This window comes from Anabaena sp. CA = ATCC 33047, from assembly GCF_963870205.1.
Taxonomy (GTDB): domain Bacteria; phylum Cyanobacteriota; class Cyanobacteriia; order Cyanobacteriales; family Nostocaceae; genus Trichormus.
This window is the reverse complement of the sequence record NZ_CAWMSA010000008.1, coordinates 1-24,273: the sequence shown is the minus strand read 5'-3', so window position 1 is coordinate 24,273 and position 24,273 is coordinate 1. Positions and strand designations below refer to the sequence as shown.

Genomic DNA, 24,273 nt, shown 5'->3' with positions numbered 1-24,273 from the left:
ATTGCTCGGCGCCAGGTTTATTACTCAAACCAAAAAACCGCCTTATCTTAAATTAAGGCGGTTTTTTGTTGGGATAATGCAAGATTAGCAGTTTTCAGCTAACCATACCATAGTGTAGAGACGTTACATGCAACGTCTCTACAAGGTTTTGAAACTTTCTTTTGTGGTTCATTTACCTGAAAATTGCTGTAAACCTGATTGGTATTGATGTAGATAAATTGTCATCTAGATGCGATTAATCGCGTCTCTATATGAGGATTTTGGGCTGATGTCAACTATATCGGTTTATATTGTTTGGATAATACCTAAATTATTTAAAACTTCATTATCTAACTGTTTACCTTGACTATCTTCAGTATTTTGGAACAGCATTGTAAATGCACCAGCACCTAATCTATGTTGAGGAAAGAGTCGGTAACAAGGAATGTCTGTTAAATGTGATTGATAATCTTGTAAGTGATTAATTTTTACTGGATGAAATTGAGGAAAGCGTGATAAAAACCATTCGCAGACTTGTTCATTTTCTTCAGGGGAGTAGGTGCAAGTCATATAAGCGAGGTAGCCTTGGGGGGCAACGAGTTGTGCGGAATTCGCTATAATTCTTTTTTGGCGGTTGGCACTTTTATTGATAGCTGTTGGATGAAAACATCCGGGTGCTTTTTCACCTTTTGCTAGTAGGGATTGTCCTGTACATGGAGCATCAACCAAGACTAAATTACAAGAAAGTGAGATGTTTTCTGCAAAGATACTAGAGTCTCTATTGACTACGGTACAGGGGCTAATATGGCAACGCTTTAAGTTAGAAATTAGCATTCCTAAACGCTTACCAATCACTTCATTGCAGATAAGTAATTCCGGTTGCAAGGCTTGCCAACTAAAGATGCTTTTACCACCTGGGGCGGCACACATATCAAAAACTAATTTGATTGGTTGGGGAATTGCTAATAAAACAGAGGCCGCAAATACAGAGGAAAAGTCTAAACAATAAAAATATCCTTGATGATGCAAGGGATGTTGACCGGGTTTTTCTCCTAATTGTAGACGGTCTACATATCTTGGTTGCCAATTTAAAGGAGATTCTACGGAAAAAGGTGGTGTTTCTGGCTTTTCTTGACACCAAAGTATACAGGGATGAAAGGGCTGGGGAGAAATTAATGCCTGAATAAATTTTTCTTGATTATCAAGGTTTTCAAACAAACGCCGTGCAAGTTTCAATAATAAGTTTGATGGTTTTTCCATTAGTAAAACTGTTACAGGAGAACAATGACTAGAAGCCTCTTGGCTTCATACTTTAGAATATAATGACCACCATTTTGATGATGACAAAACTTTTGTCTGATCAAGCAACATCAAAGTTTTGGTCTAGAGGGGTATATTCAATGCTGAGTTCTGAATTTAGTTTATTGATTCAGCACTCTGACTACATTCTGATTGCAAGGGCTAAAAATATTTTTGCGTAAATCCGAGATGATTGCCAACCTGCCCAAATGCACCGGAGCAAGTCATGATTTTTGAGAATTTTCAACGCAAATTACGCCGAGAAGCACAAATATGGCGCGATGAAGGCATAATTAGTTCTTCTCAGTACCAACAAATTGCAGACCGCCATCAATTTAATAATTTAGAGGCGGCTGCACGCGATCGCTTTACAATGATTGCGATCGCCATTGGCGGTATGCTGCTAATATTGGGTGCTATCACCTTCGCCTCTGCTAACTGGTTTGCCTGGTCACGAGAAGTTAAATTCATCATGATGATGAGTTTATTTTTCTCTGTTAGCATTATAGGTTTTTACACTTGGAGAGACGCAAACCTCAGTAATCGAGAAGGTAAACAACCACGACGCAGCAAAAGATTGCTGGGAGAAGCACTATTATTTTTAGCAGCTTTAATCCTGGGTGCTAACATCATACTGACTGCACAGATTTTTAATATCAGTGGTTCAAGCACTGAATTATTTCTCGCCTGGGGGTTTGGGGTTTCGTTAATGGCTTATAGTCTGTCCCTGAACTCACTAGGGATACTGGCGATTATCTTAGTGCAGATTGGCTATTTGTTCGGACTAGGAGATTTATCTAACTCCTCTGCTGACTGGAATTGGGCAAAACTAGCAGTCCGACACATGCCTTTAATTTCATGGCTGTTGTTTGTACCTTTAGCCTACTTCTGTCGTTCACGCTGGATTTTCTTTTTAGCGGCTTTTTTGTTCGCTACTTCTCTACAACTTAACCTGAATCCTCTACCACTGCAAACTTTCTCTAATGTCGCTCCTTGGGTGGCCTCTTTTGCTTTAGCTCTGCCACCTGCATTATTCTGGAGTTATGATGATCTGCTGTTTCCCAGCATCAATTACAGACTGTTTCAACCCCTAGCCCGTAATTTAGCATTAATTGCCTTTGGCTTGGTGTTTTATGCCCTGTCTTTTCGTTGGCAATGGCAGGGTTTTGCAGCTAGTTCCTTTCTACCCAGGAATAACGCCGCGTTTATGTCTGTACCTATCATCGATTTGGGGATTCTCAGTGGATTAGCAGTATTCCAATGGTTGTTTTTGTTACGTCAAAGAAATAACCCTCCCCGGCGGGAAGTTGTGTTTAATACTGGGCTAATTGCTACCTTTCTCGGCTTTATAGTAGTAGTACCGTTCTGGCATCAAGCGGTTACTCGCATTGTTGACTTGGGCAGTTTTATGTTTAGTGTGCTGTTTGCTTTACTGTCTTGGGGATTCGTTCAGGAGGGTTTAAAGCTGAGTGATAGACGCTCTTTTTGGGGCGGTATGCTATTGTTAACTCTACTGGTCATTAGTAAGATGTTGGAATATGACACTGATTTGCTATTTAGGTCAATGGTGTTCGTCATGTGCGGTGCGATTCTGATTAGTGCTGGATTGTGGTTTGAACGTCGTCTGACTGGTTCATCTAGTTCATCAGCTAGGAAGTAGGAAAATCAGGCAACATCAAAGATATCTCCGGCTGGTGATTGTGAATTTTTGTATTCATGTCCGACATTTGAAAGGGAAAATCTCGTTGCGTAAGTCCTGTTTTAGTTTCTCCAGAAAACGATTATTTTCAGGACTACGCCTATGAATAGTGGATCTTCTGAATCAAACAAGAATAAAACATTGTCTCCTGAAGCGGAATTCTCGAATAAGTTGACTTTTCGGGATTATCTGATAGCTAGTGAGCAAAAATTTAATCAGCCCTTACCGTTGTGGCGGGTTTTAGTTCCTCTGGCTTTGCAAACGGGGATAATTTTGGCTGTTCCTACTCAAGCAGCTTATACTAATTTGCTGGGCAGAGAGGTAGTTTTACAAACTATATCCTCTAACCCCCAAGATGTATTGCAAGGTTCTACTCTCTCTCTGGACTATGATATTTCTCGGATTTCAAATTTGCGTAGACTTCCGGGTTGGAATGAGTTAAGGAGAAGAAATCGGGGGAGGAATGGACAATTACTCTCAGGAACTAATGTATATGTGATTTTGCGAGAACAACAATCTTTTGGGCGTGGTGTTCCTAGGGCTTGGCGACCTGTGCGGGTAAGTAGCACTCTACCTACATCCCTCTCAGATAATCAAGTCGCCTTAAGAGGGATTTATCAGGATGGTGTGGTGAACTATGGTGTAGAAACATTAAGTGTTCCTGATGAACAACGGCAGCAAATCAATGAAGATATCCGCAGTTCGGCTGAAAACAGTAGAAATCGACGGTTAAGACCGATAACTGTCAAAGTGAAGGTAGACCCACAGGGTAATGCTGTCCCTGTGAGTTTGTGGGTACGCGATCGCAACTATCGATTCTAGTCTTCGTGGCGTACATTCCATGCTACACCAAAAGCTGCTCCGGCTCCGGCTAACAACCCTGTACTCATTCCTTGGATAGTTTTTTGTATGGGTTCTTGAATTAAGCAATCGCTTGTAACCTTGTCGGCTTGCAAGCATTGATTGCTTTCTGCCCAACTGGCAGTTCCTCCTAAAATTACACCTGCTAGACTACAGGAAGCTACAAGCAGTAATAAACGTTTGGTTTTTCTATCCATAGATGGATGCTTTAAATTAGCAATATGTTAAATATTTCTGAACTACTTTACACGTCGATGCTGTTTATGTCACCTATGTTTTAGGGTAGTAATTGCAGGTGGGAAGAAATTAGGTTGATGAATAAGGCTATTCTCGTGATTAGGGAGTGATTTATCGCGGAAAATCAGGTTTATCAGGACTAAAGTCCTTACTACGAACTGAATTTGTTATTGTATGGGAGTAAAGGCACTGACACTGATTTTTTTGCCGACAAAGCCAATTAAAGTACAATTCTTTCCTGAGTGCAAGGGATTGAGATATAACCAGCGTTTTTCAGGTGCTAATGAGATTTCTAATTGACTGGGGTAGCCAAATTTATTATCGTAGGTAGCATGGACACTCATAGTACCATCACAAGCACATCCATTTGGGCCACATTGTTGACTATCTGTTAAAGTAGCAATTTCTTGGAATAATTTAGTAACAGTTAATGGAGGTGTATTTGTACAGGTATTTTGTGAGATAGCAATTACTTTTTCGTTCTTAATTTCTAGTTCTTGCTGACAATTATCAGGAGCAGTATAATTAATTTTTAATCGGTAATGGTTAACAGCTTGTGTTGTCCAATTTTTCTTGGCTTGGGCTAGTTGATTTTGAGCGTAGTTTTTCAAGAATAATTGATGACTCCAAAATGCCACGCCGCCAATGCTAAGTAACATTAAGATAGTTATCCAAAGGTTGTGCGATGGGTGAAGACCCGCTAGAGGCGATCGCTTGTCAATTTGCATATATAATCATGAGGTTAGTTAACAATACAATTAACCACACCGGATGAAGATAAATTTTCGGATATCGTTAATCTTTTTGCGTGACTTCCAGATAAATATGCTCTAAACTTACAGGTTGACGAGCAATACCATCTATTGAGATACCATCAAATCTGGCTATGATTTCGGATAATTCCAGAGTTTCTGGTAGCCACAAAGCTAGTTGATGAGCATAACGCCTATAGGTTAAATTATAGGATTGAGCGCGAGCGATCGCAGCTTCTTCTTCTGGCGTTTGCAGCATGACAATTTCTTGGGCTGGAATTAAATAGCGTAATTCAGCTAAACTCCCTTCTGCCAAGATGCGCCCATTTTTTAGTATACCAATTCTATCACACAAACGTTCGGCTTCATCTAATAAATGGGTGGTGAGTAAAACTGTAATTCCCTGAGTTTTCAGTTGTCTAATTAATTCCCATATTTCATATCTGGCTTCAATGTCTAAACCTGTTGTTGGTTCGTCTAAAATTACTAACTGGGGTTGATGTACTAAAGCAACTGCAATATTTAACCGCCTTTGCATCCCACCGCTTAAGGTTTCAACGGGACTTTTTGCTCTATCTAATAAGTTTACAGCCCTCAGTGTTTCTTTAACTTGTTTTTGACTGGTGGCTTTGTCTAAACCGTAAATATCAGCGAAGAATTGTAAATTTTCTGCACAAGTTAAGGTTTTATAGAGTAAATTCTCTTGTGGTGCAATACCAATTAATTTTTTAGTCGCGTGGGAGACAGGTTGATGATTTATTTTCACATCACCACTATCAGCCTGAAGTAAATTGCAAATTATATTAATAGTTGTCGTCTTTCCTGAACCATTCGCACCGAGTAAACCGTAAATTTCGCCAGGATGAATTTTTAGGGTTAAATTTTGCAGAACTTTTTTAGTCTTATAAGATTTGTTTAAGTTAGTGATGGTAAGCATATTTTTAAAGTATTTAAAATTTCAGTTTTATAATCTTCTTTCTACAATTAGCATTCGCCTATAAGATAACCAACCAGCTACAACCATGACTAGAGCAAACACCAATAAAAAAACAAAGTGTGGCATAATTTTATTGATATCTTCCCCTTGGGATGAAACGGCTACAAGAGCTTCATTCATGTGATAAATGGGGTTGTATTGAGCAATATTCACCAGAGATTTAGGAAATAAACTGGCTGGTAAAAATGCACCGCCTAAAATTAATAATGGAACTCCGAAAGCAGCTACTAAAGCATTCACATCTTCTATGCGACGCGCTAATTGTGTACCGAAAATAAAGCCTAAACCAACGTAAGCTGCAATGCTCAACAAAATGATGATGATTCCTAATAGAATAGCACCCCGGAATGTCGCACCCCAAAAAGCTGCTATTGTGTAGATTAATATGGTTTGTCCGATGCCAATAAAACTATGCGCTAGAAAAATTCCGAAAAAATATGATGTTCCACTTAAGGGAGAAAGAAACAAGCGTTTGAGGGTTTGTTGTTCTCTTTCAGCTACTATTGTAGAGACTGTTCCGCCTAAACAACTAAAAAATAATGCTGCACCAACTAAAGTTGAGGGTGCGCTATACGCAAAGGCATCAGCTATTGGTAATTCTGCTCTTTCTGCTAAAATAAATCCACTAAGAATTAAGACGGAAATGGGGAATATACTCCAAAAAATCAAGCTGCGTCTGCGTCGAAGTAGTTCAGTTAAAATGCGTCGAGTGACTGCTAGAGTTTCACGCCAATATTTCATATATTGAGGGAGAAATAAATTTAAAAGTTAGATGAAAGTAGAATATGATTGTTGAGGTTTTGATGCGTTACGCTACGTATCTATTTAGAATTTTTCACCTGTGGTAAATTCTAATCTTACTTCTCCTTGGTCACTAACTCCTATGTCACCTCGTAATATACCAAAGGGTGAATTGAGTCTTACTCCTAAACCATAACCAAAACCGCTTCCGGGTTTATTTCGCACTACTCCGGGTTCACCAATGACGGTTTTACTAGAACCAAAGTCTGAAGCGAAGTCAGTAAAGACTACTCCGCCTATATAATCCTGTATAGGAAAACGATATTCTACGGAAGCCAAGCCATAACTGCGACTACTGGCGACTTCTCCATAACCATATCCCCGCACTGAATTGAAACCGCCTAGGTTAAATGCGTCGGCTGGGGGAAAATCTCCTATAATTGTACCTAATTGCAAGTTTACAGCTAGCATTTCAGAATTTTCGTTGCTTTGATGATTGCCGATCCACTGGACTGGTATATACTGCACATAGTTTCCTTGGAGTCGATTACTAGCTATACTCCCTAAACCTATGGGGATAGCTTGGGCTGTGCTGAGGGTGAGTATTGAGCCTTGGGTGGAATTATTACGGCGATCGCGTCTGTCTTGCTGTACACTCAAAGATAGGGTAAATAAATCGTCAATACCCTGACCACTCACAGAAAGCGGATTACCTAATTCATCTACTTCCACTACTTGATAGTTTTTGTTACGCAAGCTAATTCTGCTGTAGTTGAGTCCTAAGGACGCATCCCAATCATTAAAGGAACGTAACAAGGCAACAGAACCGCCAAATCTACCTTCGCGGATACGATCATTGTTAGCTAGTCTGATATCATCGTTGAAGACTGGGGATAAACTGCGATCGCGAAAGGCTGTGATACTATACCCAAAGCGGTCTGGTTCATCTCGACGATAGGGACTAATATACTGCGTCGCAAATTGTACGCCTTTACCGCTAACTTGAACGGTGGTTGTGGTTTGGTCATTTACTCCACTGATATTAGCATCGCGATAGCGGACTTGACCGTATAACCCGATATCGCTGTTAGTACCACCGCCATAATTCCAAGTGGGAAAGCGACGCTCTTTAATATCATAAACAATATCAACACCAGAGTCATTCTCTTGGGGATATGCTCTGACAAAATCAAACGACTCTAAATTTTGCAGTTTTCTCACATCTGCTTCTAAGGCTTCATCATTGAAGGCTTCCCCTGGTTTTAGGTTGAGTAAACTCAGAATAAAATCTGGGTTTGTGCGTCCTGAAATGGGTTGTCCAAAATCATCAACAGATAACCCTCTTTCATTAATAAACCTGATTTGAATATTCTGCACAATTTTGAGAGAAAATTCAATATCTTGGGAAGATTCTACATAATTCCCATATTTGGCGTATCCCGCAATGTCTACAGTGTTCACTGGAGAGTTCGCCAGTATGGGTTGATTTTCCCCAGTCAGCAATATCCCCATCACCAAAGTCATAACTATTGGAATACGCATATTAGTAAATAGTTAGTGTGATTAATTGGTTTTTTCTACACAGATAGCTAGGGTGCTGTACTTTCGGCTAACACACCCTACAATTACTACAATTACTTGGAATTACTAAATTTTATATTATAACATAGGTAGCGAAAATTACCAAAAGGGCTTGACAATTTTTACAATTCTGCCACAATAAATCCGTTTGGTATCACAGGGTAATGGGGAAAATCCGCCAAAAAACTGCTGATTTGTCGCCATCATTTCCAGCCAGTAATTCATTGTCAAAAGTTAGTTTTGTAACCAATGAGTCTACCATTTAGTTTGCCGGAATCTACTACTATCTCCCGTCGCACACTGTTAAAGGTGTTTGGTGTTGGTGCAATTGCAGGAGTGACAGGTTACTCTCGATTTTCTAAGCCGCAACCAGCAGTTTTTCAGCAAGATAATCTGAGTTTGCCACAAACATTAACTGAATCTAAAAGTGTGGTGGTAGTTGGTGGCGGTTTGGCGGGTTTAGCTTGTGCTTATGAGTTAAGTCGGCGCGGTTTTGTGGTGACGCTGTTAGAAAAGTCTCCCCAACTTGGTGGTAAAATTGCCAGTTGGCAAATTGAAGCGGCTGGGGAAACTTTTAGGATGGAACATGGTTTTCATGGCTTTTTTCCCCAATACTATAATTTAAACAGTATTGTTAATGAATTGGAGATTAATGAGCATTTTCAATCATTAAATTTTTATGCTGTTATCTATCGTGGTGATCAATACAAACCAGAGATATTTCGCCCTAGTCATTCTGCCTTTCCTTGGAATATTATAGACTTAGCGATCGCTTCTCCTAATCGTTTCCAATGGGGCATTAATTTAACTAAAATTAAACACCTGCAAGTATTCCAAGCTATCACAGGTTTTGAAAGAGAAAAAAATTATCGTCGCTTTGATGATATCTCGGTGGCTGATTGGGTAGCAAGTGAATTTCCCCAAGGTTTATATGATTTATATTTTCTCCCATTTGCTAAGTCGAGTTTAAATGCACCCGATATGATGAGTGTGGGGGAACTAATGCAGTTCTTCCACTTTTATTTTTTTGGTAATCCCGAAGGGTTAGCTTTTAATGGTACTAAAGATGATATGGGGACAAGTTTAGTCCAACCTATCGCCCAGTGGATTCAACAGCATCAAGGGAATATTGTAACTGATGCGACAGTTAGCGATATTCTCACAGAAAATGGTAAGATTAATGCTATAAAATATTATGTTGGTAGTAATCACAGTAATGTCCCATTTTGGGTACAGCGTAACTCTGTGATAGCTGATGAGAAAACAGCATATTTTGGTGCTGCGGATGAAGTTTTTGCTGTCGCTTCTGGAAGTGAGGAAGCAATTTCTTTAACTTGTACCCATCAAGGTTGTACTGTGAAAAAAGCCGCAGATGGTAAGTTTCATTGTCCTTGTCATGGGGCGGTATTCTCTGCTGATGGTAAAGTATTAAAAGGCCCGGCACAACGAGATTTACAAAAGTTGCGAGTCGTAGATAAAAAGGATGAGGAATTGCAACTGGTAGCGGTGAATGCTGACACACCTGCACCACAGACAATCACCGCAGATTATTATGTATTTGCGACTGATGTACCAGGTGTTAAACAACTATTTAAGCAGATGAGTGGCGATGTTGATCAAACAGTGCGATCGCAAGTTGAAAAACTGAGTATAGCTGATCCGTTTGCGGTGTGTCGTTTCTGGTTTGACCGAGATTTTGAGTGGTCACAAAGTAATTTTACATCTTTATCTGGCTACGAGTTAACTGATAGCATCACCCTGTATCACCGCATTCAGCAACAATTTATTGACTGGTCAAAACGCACTGGTGGTAGTGTGGTAGAGTTACACGCTTATTGCTATAAAGAAAAACAATTCCCCACCCAAGAAGCTTTGTTAACTACCTTTGAAAATGAACTGTATGAAATAGTCCCAGAGTTAAAGCAAGCGCAGATATTACATCGAGAATTAGTAAATCAACATAACTTTTCTGGTTATCCACCCCATAGTTATGCAGACAGGCCAGAAAGCAGTACAGATATTGCTAACTTATTGTTTGCTGGTGATTGGGTGAAGATGCCCTTCCCCTGTGGTTTAATGGAACGGGCTGTGAGTAGTGGCTTATTAGCAGCCAATGAGATTTTACACCGGGAAGGTTTGCAGAGGCGATCGCTTTTATCGGTCAATCCTGAAGGGTTGTTACAAATTTGAACGGGGTTACAGCAGTTTTCGGTTAATTAGACCACATTGTAGAGACGTTGCATATAACGTCTCTAAATTTATAGGCGATAGCGGTCAAATACAACCATCGAATTGATGATAACTCCTTCTTTTAGCAGTCGGCGTTGAGATACCAGTGCGGTGTACTGGAACTAAGAACAGAAGGAGAAATTTGCAATGGCGCAAACTCAAAAACAAGGAACACCAGAAGATAGGAAGCCTGATGAGTGGGAAAAGGACTTAAATCCGCAACCTATGGCGGGTAGAAACTATGGTTTAGAAGGAACACACCCGGAGAAAGCTGGACTCAATGCTTATGAGGTGAAAGAACTGCATTCTCAACTACCGGGTTATACAGATGATGAACTCAAGCAAATTACTCTCTTACCACGGGGTAGTCGTTTGGAAGAAGGCGCAACTTATCTTGATTTGAATGACTCGGAACACCGAGAATTTACGGCGACGGGTGGGATGGAAGTTGGTTCTAATAATTGGTATGTGCCGAAAACTGAGGTTGGTTATATGCTTTGGAATCGTTTGAGGGGTGTGCAAAATCCTGAACGTTTGGGAAAAGCTAGTGGTTCTTAAGTTGAGATGGTTTCTCTATGTTTGAGGTTTGGTAATGGGTAATGGTAGCCATTAGCTGTTACCAAACAATATGTAATTACAAATGAACCACGAAGGAACGAAGGACACGAAGGAAGAATAAAAGAAGATAGGTAATCTTGCACCGGGAAGGGAGTAAACATAATATGTTCTGTCAATGCTAGTTGGTAGGGTGCGTCAGTATGTATATTTTCTTGGTATGGTTAGGGTTTCTTGTACTGACGCACCCTAGATTTTGGATATTTTTTATCTGGATGTCCCTAAATCATCACAGGTGGAAGCTGATAATTATGCCATTGACGCTGATACCATTCGGCAACTAAAGGACGGACTATAAATTTAGGCTGCTGTTCGCCTTTGACATCTATCCGCAAACAAGAATAAGGTCGTCTTTTCTGAGAACCGTGTCCATTGCGTCCGACAAATAAATGCGATCGCGCAATTAATCTGTCTTCATTCCCCACCGTCTCGACTAAATCACTCCCCTCTGTGCGCTGGCGACGCAAACTATAGCCACTACCGCCACAAACTAACCAGTGCATATTTGCGTCAGCGTGTCCGGTGTCGAAGGTTTGCAGATATTCTAAACAATGTGCATGACCATTTAAAACTAAATCTACTAGGGGACGACCTTGATTAATATCACCAATTTCTGCCGCCACTGCATCCAGTACACCACGCAAACGGCTGCGAATTGCTAAAGTCTGCGCTTGTTGCCATTTTGTTGCTTCGGTGACATAAGGCGGATGATGAAAATATATCACTCTTCCCCGCACTTCTGGGTGTTTCCAAGAGGCAATTAATCTCTGCTTGAGCCAGTCTAATTGTTCAATATCAACCTCTGGTGGTTGGTCTGTCGTTAGTTGCTTGTCGATATCAAGAATAATTTCCTCAATTTGAGATAATTTATAGTGAAAATCGTCTAATTCTTCGGCTTCGCTGGGGTTGTTGGGGTTTAATTTCGCGGAAGCTTCAATGATTTGCATTTTCTCCCGCTCTAATTCTTGCCGACGCTGGTCTAAGATTTGGCGATCGCTCTGTCCCTGTTTTGTCTGTGGTAACGGTTGCGGCTCGTTAAAAGTATTTGAATCTAAGGCGAAAAAGTCAATTCCACCATAGCGAAAAGTGTAATAGCGATTCGGTAGCCGAGTAAAATACCCTGGTTGATAAGTCAGACACTTGCCTGTATCTGTCTGAGTAGTGTAATATTGGTCTAGATGATGGGATAACTGTGTCGGTAAGAGATATCCTTGCAGATAGTCGAGGAAAGCCTTGGCATAAGCATTACCCACTCCTGAACCATGCCAACCTACATCTATATCTAAACGCGATCGCAATAATCGCCGCATGGGTAGAGTTGTCACAGACAGCAAACTCAACACAAGCGGTAATTCATAGTAATCATGATTGCCGGGTACAGGAAAAATCGGCAACTTAAACACCATCTTGTCGTAAGCAATTTGTTTGGGAGACTCGCCACCAACGATTAACTCTGCATAAGGTCGAATAAAGTTCTGTTGATAGTATTCACTTGAACCCACCAAATAAATTACGTCGCCTGTATGCAGCATGAAGCGACATTCTGGATGATGCTGCAACATCAATTCAGCTACTCGTCGTTGGGGGTTGTGTCCGTGATGTCTACCAGAACCACTATCACCAACTACTAAAAAAGAAAATTCGGTATCACTAGCTTGTCCATCATCCAGCACTAGCCGAGTTTGGTCAATATTCCGCCCTACAATTAACGGATCTTGCCAACGTACCCGTTGCTGCATTTTAGCAATTTTTTTAGCTATTGCTGGATCACGAACCAGTTTCAATGCAATTTACCCCCGCTTTTTTATTCTTTCACTTCAATTTGCAAATTCGGTAAACCTTCCAGTTTCTCTGTTAATTCTTCTTCCGGTACTGATGGGACAAAAATCTTTAAAGCACCTGGTACGCATTTGATTTCAACCGGGGTTGTACCAACTACCTCACCGTCAATCGCAACTTTTTGCGGTGGATCTGTGGTAATTTTAAATCTTTCAGCACGTATATAACCAATATCATCTCGTTGTGCGGCACTCCCAGCCGAAGCAGTTTGAAATAGATGAAATGTGGCGGCGATCGCTCCTGTTTTCGTGGCAGGTGCTACAATAGTTAAATCTAATAATCCATCATTATAAATAATCCCGGCTGGGCCTTGCGCTAACACAGAAGTCGGAGGCGCAGCGTTGGCAACTGTCACCGATGCAGCAGTGGTTTTCACGATTTTGTCTGGGGTTTCAATCTCAACATCAAAACTTTCTAACTCTCTTAACTGCTGAATTCCTGCGAACACATAGGCCATCATCCCAAAGCGTTGTTTGGCTTCTCTGTCTGCTAAATCTACAGTTTCCGCCTCAAAGCCAATGCCTGTTAACAATATCATTGGTAAATCGTTGCAATAGCCTATATCTACATTGCGAGTTACCCCTTGTAAAATTGTCCGACAAGCTGCATCAATAGTTTGGGGAATTCCCATCGCCGTGGCAAAAGCATTAGCTGTTCCCCGTGAAATAATTCCCAAAGGTATATCAGTACCAGCAACAGCCACCGCCACCGCCGATAATGTACCGTCTCCCCCAGACGCGATGATTGCATCTACGCCTTGGTTTACAGCTTTCTGTGCTAGCTTGTCTGCACCAACTTCTTCTGTAGTTAAGTAAATCTCAAGATGAATTTCCGGTTCTAATAATGCCCGAATTTGCGATAATTCTACCTCTGGATTACCCTGTCCGGCTACCGGGTTAAAAATAAGACAAGCGGAACGATTCATAAAAGATGAACGATGAGTTGCGATCGCTAAACCTCCTGTTTAATCTATAACATCTTTGTTCAATCATCACTTCCTGCTTGTGGTAGGTTTCAAATTTCCTAGTTCGGCGTATGTGGGTTGTTAATTTTTTTGAATCATCCGAAAAGCTGTTTTAAAAGCTTGAAATCATCATATATTTTCTTGGCATAATTAGAACCAATGAAACAACTTAATCTTTTATTACCAATTTGTGCTAGCCTCCTAACTGCCAGTAGTTTACTGATTCCCACGGCGACAATAGCTAAACCTACAGTTTTAGCTAGGAATCCCAATTGTAATAATGCCAGAACTCAAGCAGAAATCAACAGATGTACACAGTTGTCTTATCAAAATGCTGATAGAAAATTAAATCAAGTTTATCAACAGCTTTTACCAACCTTATCAGGTTCTAGACGACGAAAATTAATTTCTGCACAGCAAGCCTGGATTAAGTTTCGTGACAATAATTGTGACTATGAAAGAAGTCTTTATCAAGGCGGAAGTATTGCACCCAGTATTTATGCTGGTTGTTTAACAGAAATGACACAGCAACGTACTAGACAATTACAATCTTATCTTCAACCAGACCGTTAACTGTCAAAAAACGAGGGGTGTAGGGGGATGAGGGGGATGTAGGAGAATAGCTGATAACTAATGACTGATGACTAATGACTAATAACTAATATTACATAATTCCAAATATTGTAAATCAATGTAAAGAAAACTTAAAAGAAACTTCACGAAAATCAGGCGATCGCCATCCGGTAAGTCACCCACTGCGGTAGTCTAGATGAGAGTAAAATTATCGCCTGGTTTGACATATTGTTTTATGACTTCAGTTGTTTCCAGTGCTAAACGCACAATTCGGATTGGTTCCCGTAAAAGTCAACTTGCTCTAGTTCAAACGTACTGGGTACAAGAGCAATTGCAAAACAAGTATCCTGATATGGTGTTTGAAGTCCATACGATGTCTACCCAAGGCGACAAAATCCTGGATGTAGCATTAGCCAAAATCGGCGATAAAGGACTATTTACCAAAGAATTGGAAGTGGGAATGCTCAATCATGATATTGACTTTGCTGTGCATTCCCTCAAGGATTTACCGACTAATTTACCAGAAGGTTTAGCACTAGCAGCGATTACAGAACGGGAAAACCCCGCCGATGCGCTGGTAGTACATGAAAAGTTCAAAGATAAGCAAATTGACACCTTACCAGCAGGTGCGGTAGTGGGGACATCTTCCCTGCGACGCTTGGCGCAACTACGGAACAAATTCCCCCATTTGACATTTAAAGATGTGCGTGGGAACTTGAATACACGCCTAGCGAAACTTGATGCTGGTGAGTATGACGCTTTGATTTTAGCAGCCGCCGGATTACAGCGTTTGGGTATGGGCGATCGCATTCATCAAATTTTACCCAAAGAAGTGTCACTCCACGCCGTCGGTCAAGGTGCATTGGGTATAGAATGCCGTGGTGATGATACTGAGTTAATCTCGTTACTCAAAGCTGCTATTGAACATCCCGAAACCCGCGATCGCTGTTTAGCAGAACGCTCTTTCTTACGTAGCCTAGAAGGTGGTTGTCAAGTACCCATCGGCGTAAATACAGAAATAGATGGGGAAAATTTAACCCTAACAGGTGTAGTTGCCAGCATCGACGGACAACAGCTAGTCAAAGACACCATCACAGGCGCAGCTAGTGATGCCGAAACACTAGGTATAGAATTAGCTAAACGCTTGCGGGAACAAGGCGCGCAAGAGATTCTAAATGCGATTTTTGCAGAGATTCAGCGTGGTGCTTAAAAATCAGACAACCAGATGTGATTAGATAAAAAATAAAAGCTGTGCTAGACGCGAGCGATCGCGTTCATCAAAATCATCTGGTTAAATTGAACATTCAAACAAAGCAGGGGAAATAAAAATTACCATGCGGATTCTATTTGTAGCAGCAGAAGCAGCACCCATCGCAAAAGTTGGCGGAATGGGTGATGTTGTCGGAGCATTACCAAAAATCTTGAAAAAAATGGGGCATGATGTCCGTATATTCATGCCTTACTACGGCTTTCTCCCAGACAAAATCGAGATTCCCCAAGAGCCGGTTTGGTGGGGATACGCCATGTTTCAAGATTTTGCAGTTTACGAAACGATTCTGCCTGGTACAGATGTTCCCTTGTACTTATTTGGACATCCAGCTTTCGATCCCCGTCGCATCTATGGTGGTGATGACGAAGACTGGCGGTTTACCTTTTTTGCCAATGGTGCAGCCGAATTTTGCTGGAATTACTGGAAACCAGAAATTATTCACTGTCACGATTGGCATACAGGAATGATACCTGTGTGGATGCACCAGTCTCCAGATATCACCACAGTCTTCACAATTCACAACTTGGCATATCAAGGCCCTTGGCGTTGGTATCTAGAAAAAATTACATGGTGTCCTTGGTATATGCAAGGACATAACACCATGGCCGCCGCCGTCCAATTTGCCGACAGGGTAAATACAGTTTCGCCTACCTATGCCGAGCAAATCAAGACAGCAGCTTACGGTGAAACTCTAGAAGGTTTAATGTCATTCATCGGTGGTAAGCTATCGGGAATTGTCAACGGTATAGATACGGAAGTTTACGAACCATCTACAGATAAATATCTGACTCAAGCCTTCAGCATTGATACTTTAGAGAAACGTAAAGCCAATAAAATTGCATTGCAAGAAGAAGTAGGTTTAGAAGTTAACAGCAATGCCTTTTTAATAGGGATGGTGACGCGGTTAGTCGAACAAAAAGGTTTAGATTTAGTCATCCAAATTTTAGACCGCTTCATGGCTTATACAGATGCTCAGTTCATGCTACTGGGAACAGGCGATCGCTATTATGAAACTCAGATGTGGCAACTAGCATCACGCTATCCCGGACGCATGGCAACTTACCTACTGTATAACGATGCCTTGTCACGCCGCATCTACGCTGGTTCTGATGCCTTCCTCATGCCTAGCCGCTTTGAACCCTGTGGAATCAGTCAAATGATGGCTTTACGCTACGGTTGTGTACCCATAGTCCGGCGTACTGGAGGCTTAGTTGACACCGTATCACACTACGACCCCATAAAAGAAGCTGGTACAGGCTATTGCTTTGACCGCTACGAACCATTAGATTTGTTTACCTGTATGATTCGAGCTTGGGAAGGCTTCCGTTTCAAACCCCAATGGTTAGAGTTACAAAAACGTGGCATGAGTCAAGACTTCAGTTGGTACAAATCAGCCAAAGAGTACGATAAACTCTACAGGTCAATGTATGGTTTACCAGAACCAGAGGAACAGCAAGCACAACAGCCAGAGTTAGCCGTCACCAACCAATAAATAGGGCTTGAATGTGCTGCACTTAAAAATATTTTGACTATACAAAACCCCGGTTTCTTGAAGAAACTGGGGTTTTAAATTTGTGCTGAACTCAAACCGTATTTTTGTACAACCTTCCCGACAAGAAAAGGGGACTATATCATGTCCGGCTAATTACTTATGATAAGTTTTCGATGCGGATTTTTTCTCTTTTCCTCTTCCCTGTTCCCTGTTAAGAGTTCCCTAGCCCAACAGATATGATAACTGTTCTAACGCATGATATTAGGTATTTGACAGCATGATTTTTAGCTATTGTTGCCTAGATTTTCCCAGTCTGACACTTTCCCTGGCGAATCTGCGTCTATGTAATGTATAGCAGCTTGTGAGGTGACAAATTTAACTAAGATTTATCCTGATATTTGCAGCGATATGTTGAAATATCAAACATATACAAAGCATTGACCCTATATTTAAAGGATTTAAACTTTGTGAGAAAAAATACTCTATGTCAATTCTTTACTTATAGCTTGATTGGTTTAATATCTTTTAGTGCTGTACTGATCACCAACACCACCGCCTTAACGCAAGTTGCGAGTAATTCCTCAAGTCAGTCAATACCGGTTCCTAGTGCTGAGTTAATTTGGCCGACTCAAGGATATATTTCCCAAGGCTTTAATAAGTATCGACACGAGGGAATTGATATTGCTGGAGCGTCTGGAACTCCCATTTTTGCTGCGGCTGGTGGTACTGTAGTTAAAGCCGGATGGGATAATTGGGGATTAGGCAACGCTATCGAGATAAAACATCCTAACGGCAGTATTACAGTATATGGTCATAATCGCCGTTTATTAGTTAGCAAAAGTCAACAGGTTAAACAAGGACAAATAATTGCAGAAATGGGGTCTACAGGTAATAGTACAGCCCCCCATTTGCATTTTGAATATTACCCCAATGGTAGAGTTGCCGTTGATCCTCGTAATATTTTCTCATCTGCGATCGCCAGTAAAAACCCTGCACCACCAACTTCTCCCCCTGCTAGCGGTTCTCCAGTAAATAAACCTCATCAACCAGCCTTAATACCCATTCCTGTCACCGTCAAACCTACGACAGCTAGCGAATGTACTGGCGTGACACTCCTCAAAGGCGAGACAACCAATATAATTGTCAAAGTCTGCCAAGAAAATGGACAGTTATTTTATATTGGCCTGTTGAAACAAGACCCCAGCCAACTTGTTAAAATACCCGCCTGGAACATTGGTAACGATAAATATCAAGCAGATAATGGTAGTTTTTCTTACTTAGTCACTCCTGAAAAAGTAGAGATTTGGCGTAATGGTAGCCAGATTCGGACTGATACTTTTTATACATTACAACCCTAGATTGAGTAGGCTTGTGAGTAGGATTTATGTATTTTTCTTGATAAATTTCCTGTTTTTAAAACATACCACAGTAAAAAGCTTTATGATGTTTAGTAGTCAAAATTACATATTTCCCTAAACTTTTAGTCTTTACTCATAAAGGTGTTTACCAATGGAATATATTGCTTATTCCTCAATGGTTATTGCCAACGAAGAGGCGAATGGTCAGGCTGAATACATTGATTATGAATTGCCCAAAATTGATTGGAATTGGACAAAACTCGTAAAATCTTCTGCCTGGTTGTGTTTAGCTGGCTTCATGGCATTTTTTACAGCCATTGCTCAATCTCAAGCCGCCTTATCAGCTTATGTCAGAACTAACGGCACTTGTCTCAATGTGCGAGTAGAACCCAACATCAATTCCAAAGTTGTAGATTGTTTACCGAATGGTACGCAAATTACAACAATGGGAACCACCAATGGTTTTGCGAAACTATCAAACAACAGATACGTAGCAGCCAGATGGATTCGTAATCAATCTAGCACCCGTAATCCTAATCGTCCCAACAGACATAATACCCGTGGAGTTGGTGGTCGTGTAAATCTCAGTCTTGGTGCTAGAGGCGCAGCAGTTACCGAAGTCCAAAAGATTTTAGGTATTCAACCTACAGGATACTACGGGCCTGTAACAGCTAGACGAGTCAGAGAATTTCAAGCCAACAATAACTTGCGTGTAGATGGCATAGTCGGCCCAGCAACACGCACAGCCTTATTTAGAACTTCATCGAAACCCACAGCCACAGGGGGGCGCGTCAGCCTGAGTATAGGCTCTAGAGGTCAAGCAGTATCAGAAGTCCAGAAAATCTTAGGCATTGAACCCACCGGATACTACGGCCCGATCACAGCTAGAAGAGTCAGAGAATTTCAAGCCAATAACGACCTGCGCGTAGATGGTATAGTCGGCCCAGAAACCCGCAGTGCCTTATTCAGAACCTAACACCTCCTACCTCACTAAAAAGTCAAAAGGAGCGACCACAACCCAACCACTCCTTTTGACTTCCTCAACCTCCGCGTTCCTCTGCGTTTCCCTCCGCGCTCCTCCGCGTTTAAAAACTCATCCCCAAATAATTACGCACAATTTGCAAAATACGCTCTGCTGCAAGACCATCACCAAAAGGATTAATTGCATTAGCCATTGTGTCATAAGCCATTGGGTTACTCAATAACTCACTAGCAGCATCGAAAATACTCTGACTAGCAGTACCCACAAGTTTCGCAGTACCAGCAACCACAGCTTCCGGTCTTTCAGTAGTTTCCCGTAACACCAACACAGGTTTTCCTAGACTGGGTGCTTCTTCCTGCAAACCACCAGAGTCAGTCAACAGAAAATGCGATCGCCCAATTGCAGCCACCAATTCAGCATAATCTAGCGGTTCCGTTAAAAACACTCGTGGATGATCACCCAATAATGCTTGTAGTGGTTCTCGCACCGTGGGGTTACGGTGTAGAGGTAACAGTAAAGCCGTATCAGGAAACTTGTTTAAGATTTGTAAAAAACCATCTGCGATCGCTTGCAGAGGTTCTCCCCAATTCTCCCGTCGATGCACCGTCGCTAATAAAATACGGTAAGAATCCCAATCTAAAGCAGGTACATTACAAGCTGGTTTTGTAGCCGCCACATTTAACAACGCATCAATCACAGTATTTCCCGTCAAATGAATCTCACCTAAAACCCCAGAATGCTGCAAATTTTCCACAGCTAAAGTAGTCGGTGCAAAGTGCAACTGAGTGATTTGGGAAATCAACCGGCGATTAGCTTCCTCTGGGTAGGGATTAAATAAATCATCAGTTCTTAAACCTGCTTCTACATGACCAACAGGGATTTTCTGATAAAACGCTGCTAAACTTGCCGCAAAAGCCGTCGTCGTATCTCCTTGTACAATCACTAAATCAGGCTTGCTCTTGAGGAATAATTCTTCTAACCCTCGCAAACTACGGCAAGTTATATCACTGAGAGACTGCTGAGGCTGCATAATCTCTAAGTCATAATCTGCCTTTAAGTTGAACAACTGCATCACTTGTTCAACCATCTCACGATGCTGCCCAGTTAAAATCACTTGCAAATCAAAGTCTAGGGATTTTTGAAAGACCTGAATTACCGGAGCTAGTTTAATTGCTTCTGGACGTGTTCCTAAAATGATGCTAACTCGTTTTTGATTAGTCATTAGTCATTAGTCATTAGTCATTAGTTATTAGTTATTAGTTATTAGTTATTAGTCAATAGTCATTAATACTTACTCTAGTCCCTAGCCCCAAACACGAAAAAACCCGGCTTAACCGGGCAGATGCTTTGTTTGTCGAATTTTTAAGGATGCCTATGATTTAATCTCGCAAGTGAGAGGGCAAGCCGCATAAACTGTAGTCTGCATCTGCTCTGCTTCTGCTCCATGCAACCAACTTAACCATTGAACTTCTTTTGGATGTACACCTTTAACAGTCAGCACACCGGCAGCAATCAACACCGCCATAACATTTAACATAATCAAACCACCAGCAACCAGTAAAACCGCACTAACAGGCATTACAGATTGCAACACAATCGACAACAGACATCCGACTGTAGCCATCAAAACAACTAATGGAAATCCGACAACCAACAAGCATACTGCCAATGTAAAAGTCCATATCAAAAAACTTTTAATCATTAACAAGGAGTAGGTCTTTCCGAGATTAGAGCTTTGAGCCGCAACCATGACTATTCCTCCCAAAGTACATAGAAAACTTTTATTCAGTAATATTTCGCTGTTAGCAAATAACTGAATAGTTCAATGAAGTTTCAGTATATAAAAATAATTTCCGAAAATGAGTCTTTATTTATTAAACTTTACAATTAATTTTTTGTAATTATGAATGTAAATTCAACTTCACATTTCCACATTAATCTAGCTAGCGATATCTAACTTTAGGAATAGAATCCAAAAAGTATCTCCACGAAAAGTTCATTGCCAACTTTCTAGTTACAGTTTACTTCACATTTCTTATACAAAAGGTCGATGTTTCTCATAATTCTCCAAGGCAAGCTCAACAAACTATTTAGAGATAATTTGGCTGTTATTTGCTAAGAGCTGATCGTCACCATTGGCAAAATTTTCTCATTTACGATATGAGAGCCTAGCTCTTGCCAGCTTACAGCATTAAATAAAACATTTACTTAACGTTATATTTACTGATGCTTTTATTTGAAGTCTTATAGTAAACAAGTTTATAGAAGTGTAAAAATTTTACCTTATGCTTAAAAGTTAAAAAATATACAAGTAGTGTCAAGGAATTGTATCTAACTGTTACAGAGAGGTTTTGAGTGAGCAAATACCGCAGACTCCGCCATCTACAGCCATCAGAACTTCTGAGCCAACGTTATTGCCCATGTCAACTGATCAAATACTAATTTTTAAAGATATATGACGGAATCACAACATCCTTCCACCTCCAACCCTGTTGTTGCTCGCAATATTCCACCAGTACCGCCACCACCTCCAACATTAATCAACCAACGCCAATATACGCAAACATTGGATATGTCATCAGCCAATAGAAGTGCTGGACAACCCATAACACCACCCGCAAGTTCTGCACCAATGGCTGCTCATCGTCCTGGTACTCCGCCACCAATGCCTTCTCCAAGTGTGAGTTCAGGACTCACTTTAGAGCAAATTATCAAAGAAGCATTTGATAATGGCTATTCTGATATTCACTTAGGAGTAGGTGAAGTACCCCGCTTTCGTAACCGAGGAGAAATTAACCCAACGGATTATCCAGAAACTGACAAACCGACTTTTATGAGTTGGTTGCGGGAGATTATGACTGAGGCAGAAATTCAAAGATTTCAAGAACATTTGGAATTTGATGGAGCTACCCAGTACGACTTTGCCCGTGTACGGATTAATGTCTTTGACTCACTCAAAGGCTATGCAATGGTGCTGCGGTTGATTCCCTTAAAAATCCTGTCTATTGATCAGTTGCGACTTCCGCCAGTGTTTCGGGATATTTGCCATTATCATAAAGGACTAATTTTAGTAACGGGGCCTACGGGTTCTGGTAAATCAACGACAATGGCGGCGATGATTGATTACATCAACCGAGAGATGGCGAAGCACATCATCACCATTGAAGATCCCGTTGAATTTGTGCATCAAAGCCGTAAATCTCTCGTTAAGCAACGGGAGGTAGGAATGCACACCCGGAAATTTGACAACGCCTTAAAAGCTGCCTTACGGGAAGATCCTGATTTGATTTTGGTAGGTGAAATGCGGGACAAAGAAACAGTCAACACAGCCCTGAAAGCGGCTCAGACTGGTCACTTAGTCATGGGAACCCTACACACCAATAGTGCAGTAAAAACTATTGAACGGATTCTCAATTTGTACTCAGGTGAAGAACAAGATGCAATGCGGGTAGCACTGGCTGAGTCTTTAGTGGCAGTGATTGCCCAAGGTTTGTGTCGCACGACTGATGGTAAGCGGGCAGCTTTCCACGATATCCTGATCAACACAGAGGCAATCAAGGAATGGATCAAAGACGGCAAGTATGATGAGATTAGTGAATTAATGAAGCAAGCTAGCTTTGACGGCATGATTACCATGAATCAGTCGTTGTACAATCTCTATCAAGAAGGTCGCATCACCGAAGAAACAGCTTTAGAAATGTCGCCAACTCCTAACGAAATGGCTCAATTTCTCCGAGGCAGAGTTTAATCACGAAAGTACAATAAAAAGTAAAAGGTAAAAAAAGCAATTTTTTACCTTTTACTTTTTATCGGTGAGTTATTTAACCACGAACTTAACTTGACTACAGACAAACTATCTCAACCGCAGTTATTTAAAGGCATTGCTCTATTTACACCGGGAGGAGATTTAATTTACTGCATCGATCCTAACAAGCAAGGTCGCTGGCATTCTCATTTATGTACTGCTTTGCAGGAAATTCTAGATTTACCAGAACCGCCGCATTTTCTGGTTCCGTGTTACACAGCAACCATCGACCACTGGTTTGATCCTCGTACCCAACAAGTGAGGACATTTGCAGAAGCTTATCCAGCAGTCATGAAATATCAGGCTATACTCAATGCTATCTTTGATGCAGGTTACTTGGTGTGGCAATTAGCTCCGTGGCAAGAAGGGGTTTGCGATCGCATGGTACTGTCCACTTATCGTTCCTCATTTCCCCAATTATGGGAAGACCACGACTTAGTTATCAATCTAGACATTTCTGACGCAGCACCCAGATATAATTTACCAGCCAGAACAGTACAAAAAGTACAGGCAAAAACTCAATGCTATGTGCTGCATTTATTTGTAGCCGGACATAGTACGAACACAGAACGTATCCTAAAGAATCTGCATGAACTGTTAGAGCGATCGCTAGGATACCCTTACACAATGAAAGTGATTGATGTTTTAACTAATCCCGAACAAGCAGAAATCGATCAGGTGTCTGCCACTCCTACCCTAGTAAAAGTTTGGCCGCAGCCAATTCGCCGTCTTGTTGGGGATTTAGATAATGCAGACAAAATTTTACAAATGCTAGGCAATCAAGAAAAATCTTAATCCTGTTGTATAAACCATATTTGCTGCACAGCACCACATAATTTGGGACAGATCACAACAATATAGATTAAAGGCAGGAACTTATCGGAATACTGTAGGCTGGAAAGCTTGTTTTATAAGGATTGTGAAAGGGCAGAAAAAAAGAGGCAAAAAAATTTGCTGGGAAAGAGTTGACAATCCAGGTGTGGTTAGCTATATTGAATAA

At 41.0% G+C, this 24,273-nt stretch carries 21 protein-coding genes; 11 read left to right on the top strand and 10 right to left on the bottom strand.

What is annotated here, in order from left to right; all coding sequences use genetic code 11:
• Window positions 1-285: 285 nt before the first annotated feature.
• On the bottom strand, window positions 286-1,239 hold the full coding sequence (locus AACS98_RS02830) for an RsmB/NOP family class I SAM-dependent RNA methyltransferase (protein ID WP_066376102.1): 954 nt from the start codon (window positions 1,237-1,239) through the stop codon (window positions 286-288).
• Window positions 1,240-1,504: 265 nt separating this feature from the next.
• Here AACS98_RS02830 and AACS98_RS02825 point away from each other — a divergent pair, with 265 nt between their 5' ends.
• Both AACS98_RS02825 and AACS98_RS02820 read left to right on the top strand, forming a co-directional pair.
• Complete coding sequence (locus AACS98_RS02825) at window positions 1,505-2,938, top strand: DUF2157 domain-containing protein (RefSeq protein ID WP_198161112.1); 1,434 nt, start codon at window positions 1,505-1,507, stop codon at window positions 2,936-2,938.
• Window positions 2,939-3,079: 141 nt separating this feature from the next.
• Window positions 3,080-3,799, top strand: coding sequence for a GDYXXLXY domain-containing protein (locus AACS98_RS02820; RefSeq protein ID WP_066376100.1), 720 nt, complete (start codon window positions 3,080-3,082; stop codon window positions 3,797-3,799).
• On the opposite strand, the gene AACS98_RS02815 is transcribed toward AACS98_RS02820, so the two are convergent.
• From AACS98_RS02815 to AACS98_RS02795, 5 genes are all read right to left on the bottom strand, one after another.
• On the bottom strand, window positions 3,796-4,035 hold the full coding sequence (locus AACS98_RS02815; protein WP_066376098.1) for a hypothetical protein: 240 nt from the start codon (window positions 4,033-4,035) through the stop codon (window positions 3,796-3,798). The two genes, AACS98_RS02820 and AACS98_RS02815, sit on opposite strands and share 4 nt — an antisense overlap.
• A gap of 207 nt (window positions 4,036-4,242) precedes the next feature.
• On the bottom strand, window positions 4,243-4,803 hold the full coding sequence (locus AACS98_RS02810; protein WP_066376096.1) for a DUF6174 domain-containing protein: 561 nt from the start codon (window positions 4,801-4,803) through the stop codon (window positions 4,243-4,245).
• 67 nt (window positions 4,804-4,870) lie between these two features.
• Window positions 4,871-5,764 carry an ABC transporter ATP-binding protein gene (locus AACS98_RS02805; RefSeq protein WP_066376090.1) on the bottom strand — a complete coding sequence of 298 codons (894 nt, stop codon included), beginning with the start codon at window positions 5,762-5,764 and terminating at the stop codon, window positions 4,871-4,873.
• 27 nt (window positions 5,765-5,791) lie between these two features.
• Complete coding sequence (locus AACS98_RS02800) at window positions 5,792-6,565, bottom strand: ABC transporter permease (protein WP_066376088.1); 774 nt, start codon at window positions 6,563-6,565, stop codon at window positions 5,792-5,794.
• An 84-nt stretch (window positions 6,566-6,649) separates the two neighbouring features.
• Window positions 6,650-8,107, bottom strand: a complete 1,458-nt coding sequence (locus tag AACS98_RS02795; protein WP_066376084.1) for a BamA/TamA family outer membrane protein — start codon at window positions 8,105-8,107, stop codon at window positions 6,650-6,652.
• A gap of 288 nt (window positions 8,108-8,395) precedes the next feature.
• Between AACS98_RS02795 and AACS98_RS02790 the strand changes: the two genes are divergently transcribed.
• Both AACS98_RS02790 and AACS98_RS02785 read left to right on the top strand, forming a co-directional pair.
• Window positions 8,396-10,336: an FAD-dependent oxidoreductase gene (locus AACS98_RS02790; protein ID WP_066376082.1), complete on the top strand. Its 1,941-nt coding sequence runs from the start codon at window positions 8,396-8,398 to the stop codon at window positions 10,334-10,336.
• 186 nt (window positions 10,337-10,522) lie between these two features.
• Window positions 10,523-10,933, top strand: coding sequence for a hypothetical protein (locus AACS98_RS02785; RefSeq protein WP_066376081.1), 411 nt, complete (start codon window positions 10,523-10,525; stop codon window positions 10,931-10,933).
• Window positions 10,934-11,211: 278 nt separating this feature from the next.
• Here AACS98_RS02785 and AACS98_RS02780 read toward each other — a convergent pair whose 3' ends face one another.
• Complete coding sequence (locus tag AACS98_RS02780; protein ID WP_066376080.1) at window positions 11,212-12,774, bottom strand: metallophosphoesterase family protein; 1,563 nt, start codon at window positions 12,772-12,774, stop codon at window positions 11,212-11,214.
• A gap of 20 nt (window positions 12,775-12,794) precedes the next feature.
• Window positions 12,795-13,754, bottom strand: coding sequence for a YegS/Rv2252/BmrU family lipid kinase (locus tag AACS98_RS02775; RefSeq protein WP_066376079.1), 960 nt, complete (start codon window positions 13,752-13,754; stop codon window positions 12,795-12,797).
• A 198-nt stretch (window positions 13,755-13,952) separates the two neighbouring features.
• Here AACS98_RS02775 and AACS98_RS02770 point away from each other — a divergent pair, with 198 nt between their 5' ends.
• The 5 genes from AACS98_RS02770 to AACS98_RS02750 all read left to right on the top strand — a co-directional run bounded on the left by AACS98_RS02770 (window position 13,953) and on the right by AACS98_RS02750 (window position 19,462).
• Window positions 13,953-14,366, top strand: coding sequence for a lysozyme inhibitor LprI family protein (locus AACS98_RS02770; RefSeq protein WP_066376077.1), 414 nt, complete (start codon window positions 13,953-13,955; stop codon window positions 14,364-14,366).
• A 235-nt stretch (window positions 14,367-14,601) separates the two neighbouring features.
• A complete protein-coding gene (hemC, locus tag AACS98_RS02765) occupies window positions 14,602-15,576 on the top strand; it encodes a hydroxymethylbilane synthase (protein WP_066376072.1) in 975 nt (324 codons plus the stop codon).
• A 124-nt stretch (window positions 15,577-15,700) separates the two neighbouring features.
• Entirely contained in the window at window positions 15,701-17,128 is a 1,428-nt protein-coding gene (glgA, locus tag AACS98_RS02760; protein WP_066376071.1) for a glycogen synthase GlgA, read from the top strand.
• 467 nt (window positions 17,129-17,595) lie between these two features.
• A complete protein-coding gene (locus AACS98_RS02755) occupies window positions 17,596-18,486 on the top strand; it encodes a M23 family metallopeptidase (protein WP_084386870.1) in 891 nt (296 codons plus the stop codon).
• Window positions 18,487-18,637: 151 nt separating this feature from the next.
• Window positions 18,638-19,462, top strand: coding sequence for a peptidoglycan-binding protein (locus AACS98_RS02750; RefSeq protein ID WP_197480092.1), 825 nt, complete (start codon window positions 18,638-18,640; stop codon window positions 19,460-19,462).
• A gap of 109 nt (window positions 19,463-19,571) precedes the next feature.
• Here AACS98_RS02750 and wecB read toward each other — a convergent pair whose 3' ends face one another.
• Both wecB and AACS98_RS02740 read right to left on the bottom strand, forming a co-directional pair.
• Window positions 19,572-20,690 carry a non-hydrolyzing UDP-N-acetylglucosamine 2-epimerase gene (wecB, locus tag AACS98_RS02745; RefSeq protein WP_066376065.1) on the bottom strand — a complete coding sequence of 373 codons (1,119 nt, stop codon included), beginning with the start codon at window positions 20,688-20,690 and terminating at the stop codon, window positions 19,572-19,574.
• A gap of 150 nt (window positions 20,691-20,840) precedes the next feature.
• Entirely contained in the window at window positions 20,841-21,218 is a 378-nt protein-coding gene (locus AACS98_RS02740) for a hypothetical protein (RefSeq protein ID WP_066376063.1), read from the bottom strand.
• A gap of 705 nt (window positions 21,219-21,923) precedes the next feature.
• Here AACS98_RS02740 and AACS98_RS02735 point away from each other — a divergent pair.
• Together AACS98_RS02735 and AACS98_RS02730 are read left to right on the top strand one after the other, a co-directional pair.
• Window positions 21,924-23,216, top strand: a complete 1,293-nt coding sequence (locus AACS98_RS02735) for a type IV pilus twitching motility protein PilT (RefSeq protein ID WP_066376062.1) — start codon at window positions 21,924-21,926, stop codon at window positions 23,214-23,216.
• 90 nt (window positions 23,217-23,306) lie between these two features.
• Entirely contained in the window at window positions 23,307-24,068 is a 762-nt protein-coding gene (locus tag AACS98_RS02730; RefSeq protein WP_066376061.1) for a circadian clock KaiB family protein, read from the top strand.
• Window positions 24,069-24,273 lie beyond the last annotated feature (205 nt).

Excerpts from the sequence above, each read along its gene's own strand:
- AACS98_RS02750 (WP_197480092.1), top strand. The coding sequence starts at position 18,638 with ATGGAATATATTGCTTATTCCTCAATGGTTATTGCCAACGAAGAGGCG.
- AACS98_RS02825 (WP_198161112.1), top strand. The coding sequence starts at position 1,505 with ATGATTTTTGAGAATTTTCAACGCAAATTACGCCGAGAAGCACAAATA.
- AACS98_RS02770 (WP_066376077.1), top strand. The coding sequence starts at position 13,953 with ATGAAACAACTTAATCTTTTATTACCAATTTGTGCTAGCCTCCTAACT.
- AACS98_RS02810 (WP_066376096.1), bottom strand. The coding sequence starts at position 4,803 with ATGCAAATTGACAAGCGATCGCCTCTAGCGGGTCTTCACCCATCGCAC.
- AACS98_RS02815 (WP_066376098.1), bottom strand. The coding sequence starts at position 4,035 with ATGGATAGAAAAACCAAACGTTTATTACTGCTTGTAGCTTCCTGTAGT.
- AACS98_RS02775 (WP_066376079.1), bottom strand. The coding sequence starts at position 13,754 with ATGAATCGTTCCGCTTGTCTTATTTTTAACCCGGTAGCCGGACAGGGT.
- AACS98_RS02820 (WP_066376100.1), top strand. The coding sequence starts at position 3,080 with ATGAATAGTGGATCTTCTGAATCAAACAAGAATAAAACATTGTCTCCT.
- AACS98_RS02785 (WP_066376081.1), top strand. The coding sequence starts at position 10,523 with ATGGCGCAAACTCAAAAACAAGGAACACCAGAAGATAGGAAGCCTGAT.
- glgA (WP_066376071.1), top strand. The coding sequence starts at position 15,701 with ATGCGGATTCTATTTGTAGCAGCAGAAGCAGCACCCATCGCAAAAGTT.
- AACS98_RS02830 (WP_066376102.1), bottom strand. The coding sequence starts at position 1,239 with ATGGAAAAACCATCAAACTTATTATTGAAACTTGCACGGCGTTTGTTT.
- AACS98_RS02790 (WP_066376082.1), top strand. The coding sequence starts at position 8,396 with ATGAGTCTACCATTTAGTTTGCCGGAATCTACTACTATCTCCCGTCGC.
- AACS98_RS02740 (WP_066376063.1), bottom strand. The coding sequence starts at position 21,218 with ATGGTTGCGGCTCAAAGCTCTAATCTCGGAAAGACCTACTCCTTGTTA.
- AACS98_RS02800 (WP_066376088.1), bottom strand. The coding sequence starts at position 6,565 with ATGAAATATTGGCGTGAAACTCTAGCAGTCACTCGACGCATTTTAACT.
- AACS98_RS02805 (WP_066376090.1), bottom strand. The coding sequence starts at position 5,764 with ATGCTTACCATCACTAACTTAAACAAATCTTATAAGACTAAAAAAGTT.
- AACS98_RS02795 (WP_066376084.1), bottom strand. The coding sequence starts at position 8,107 with ATGCGTATTCCAATAGTTATGACTTTGGTGATGGGGATATTGCTGACT.
- wecB (WP_066376065.1), bottom strand. The coding sequence starts at position 20,690 with ATGACTAATCAAAAACGAGTTAGCATCATTTTAGGAACACGTCCAGAA.
- hemC (WP_066376072.1), top strand. The coding sequence starts at position 14,602 with ATGACTTCAGTTGTTTCCAGTGCTAAACGCACAATTCGGATTGGTTCC.
- AACS98_RS02735 (WP_066376062.1), top strand. The coding sequence starts at position 21,924 with ATGACGGAATCACAACATCCTTCCACCTCCAACCCTGTTGTTGCTCGC.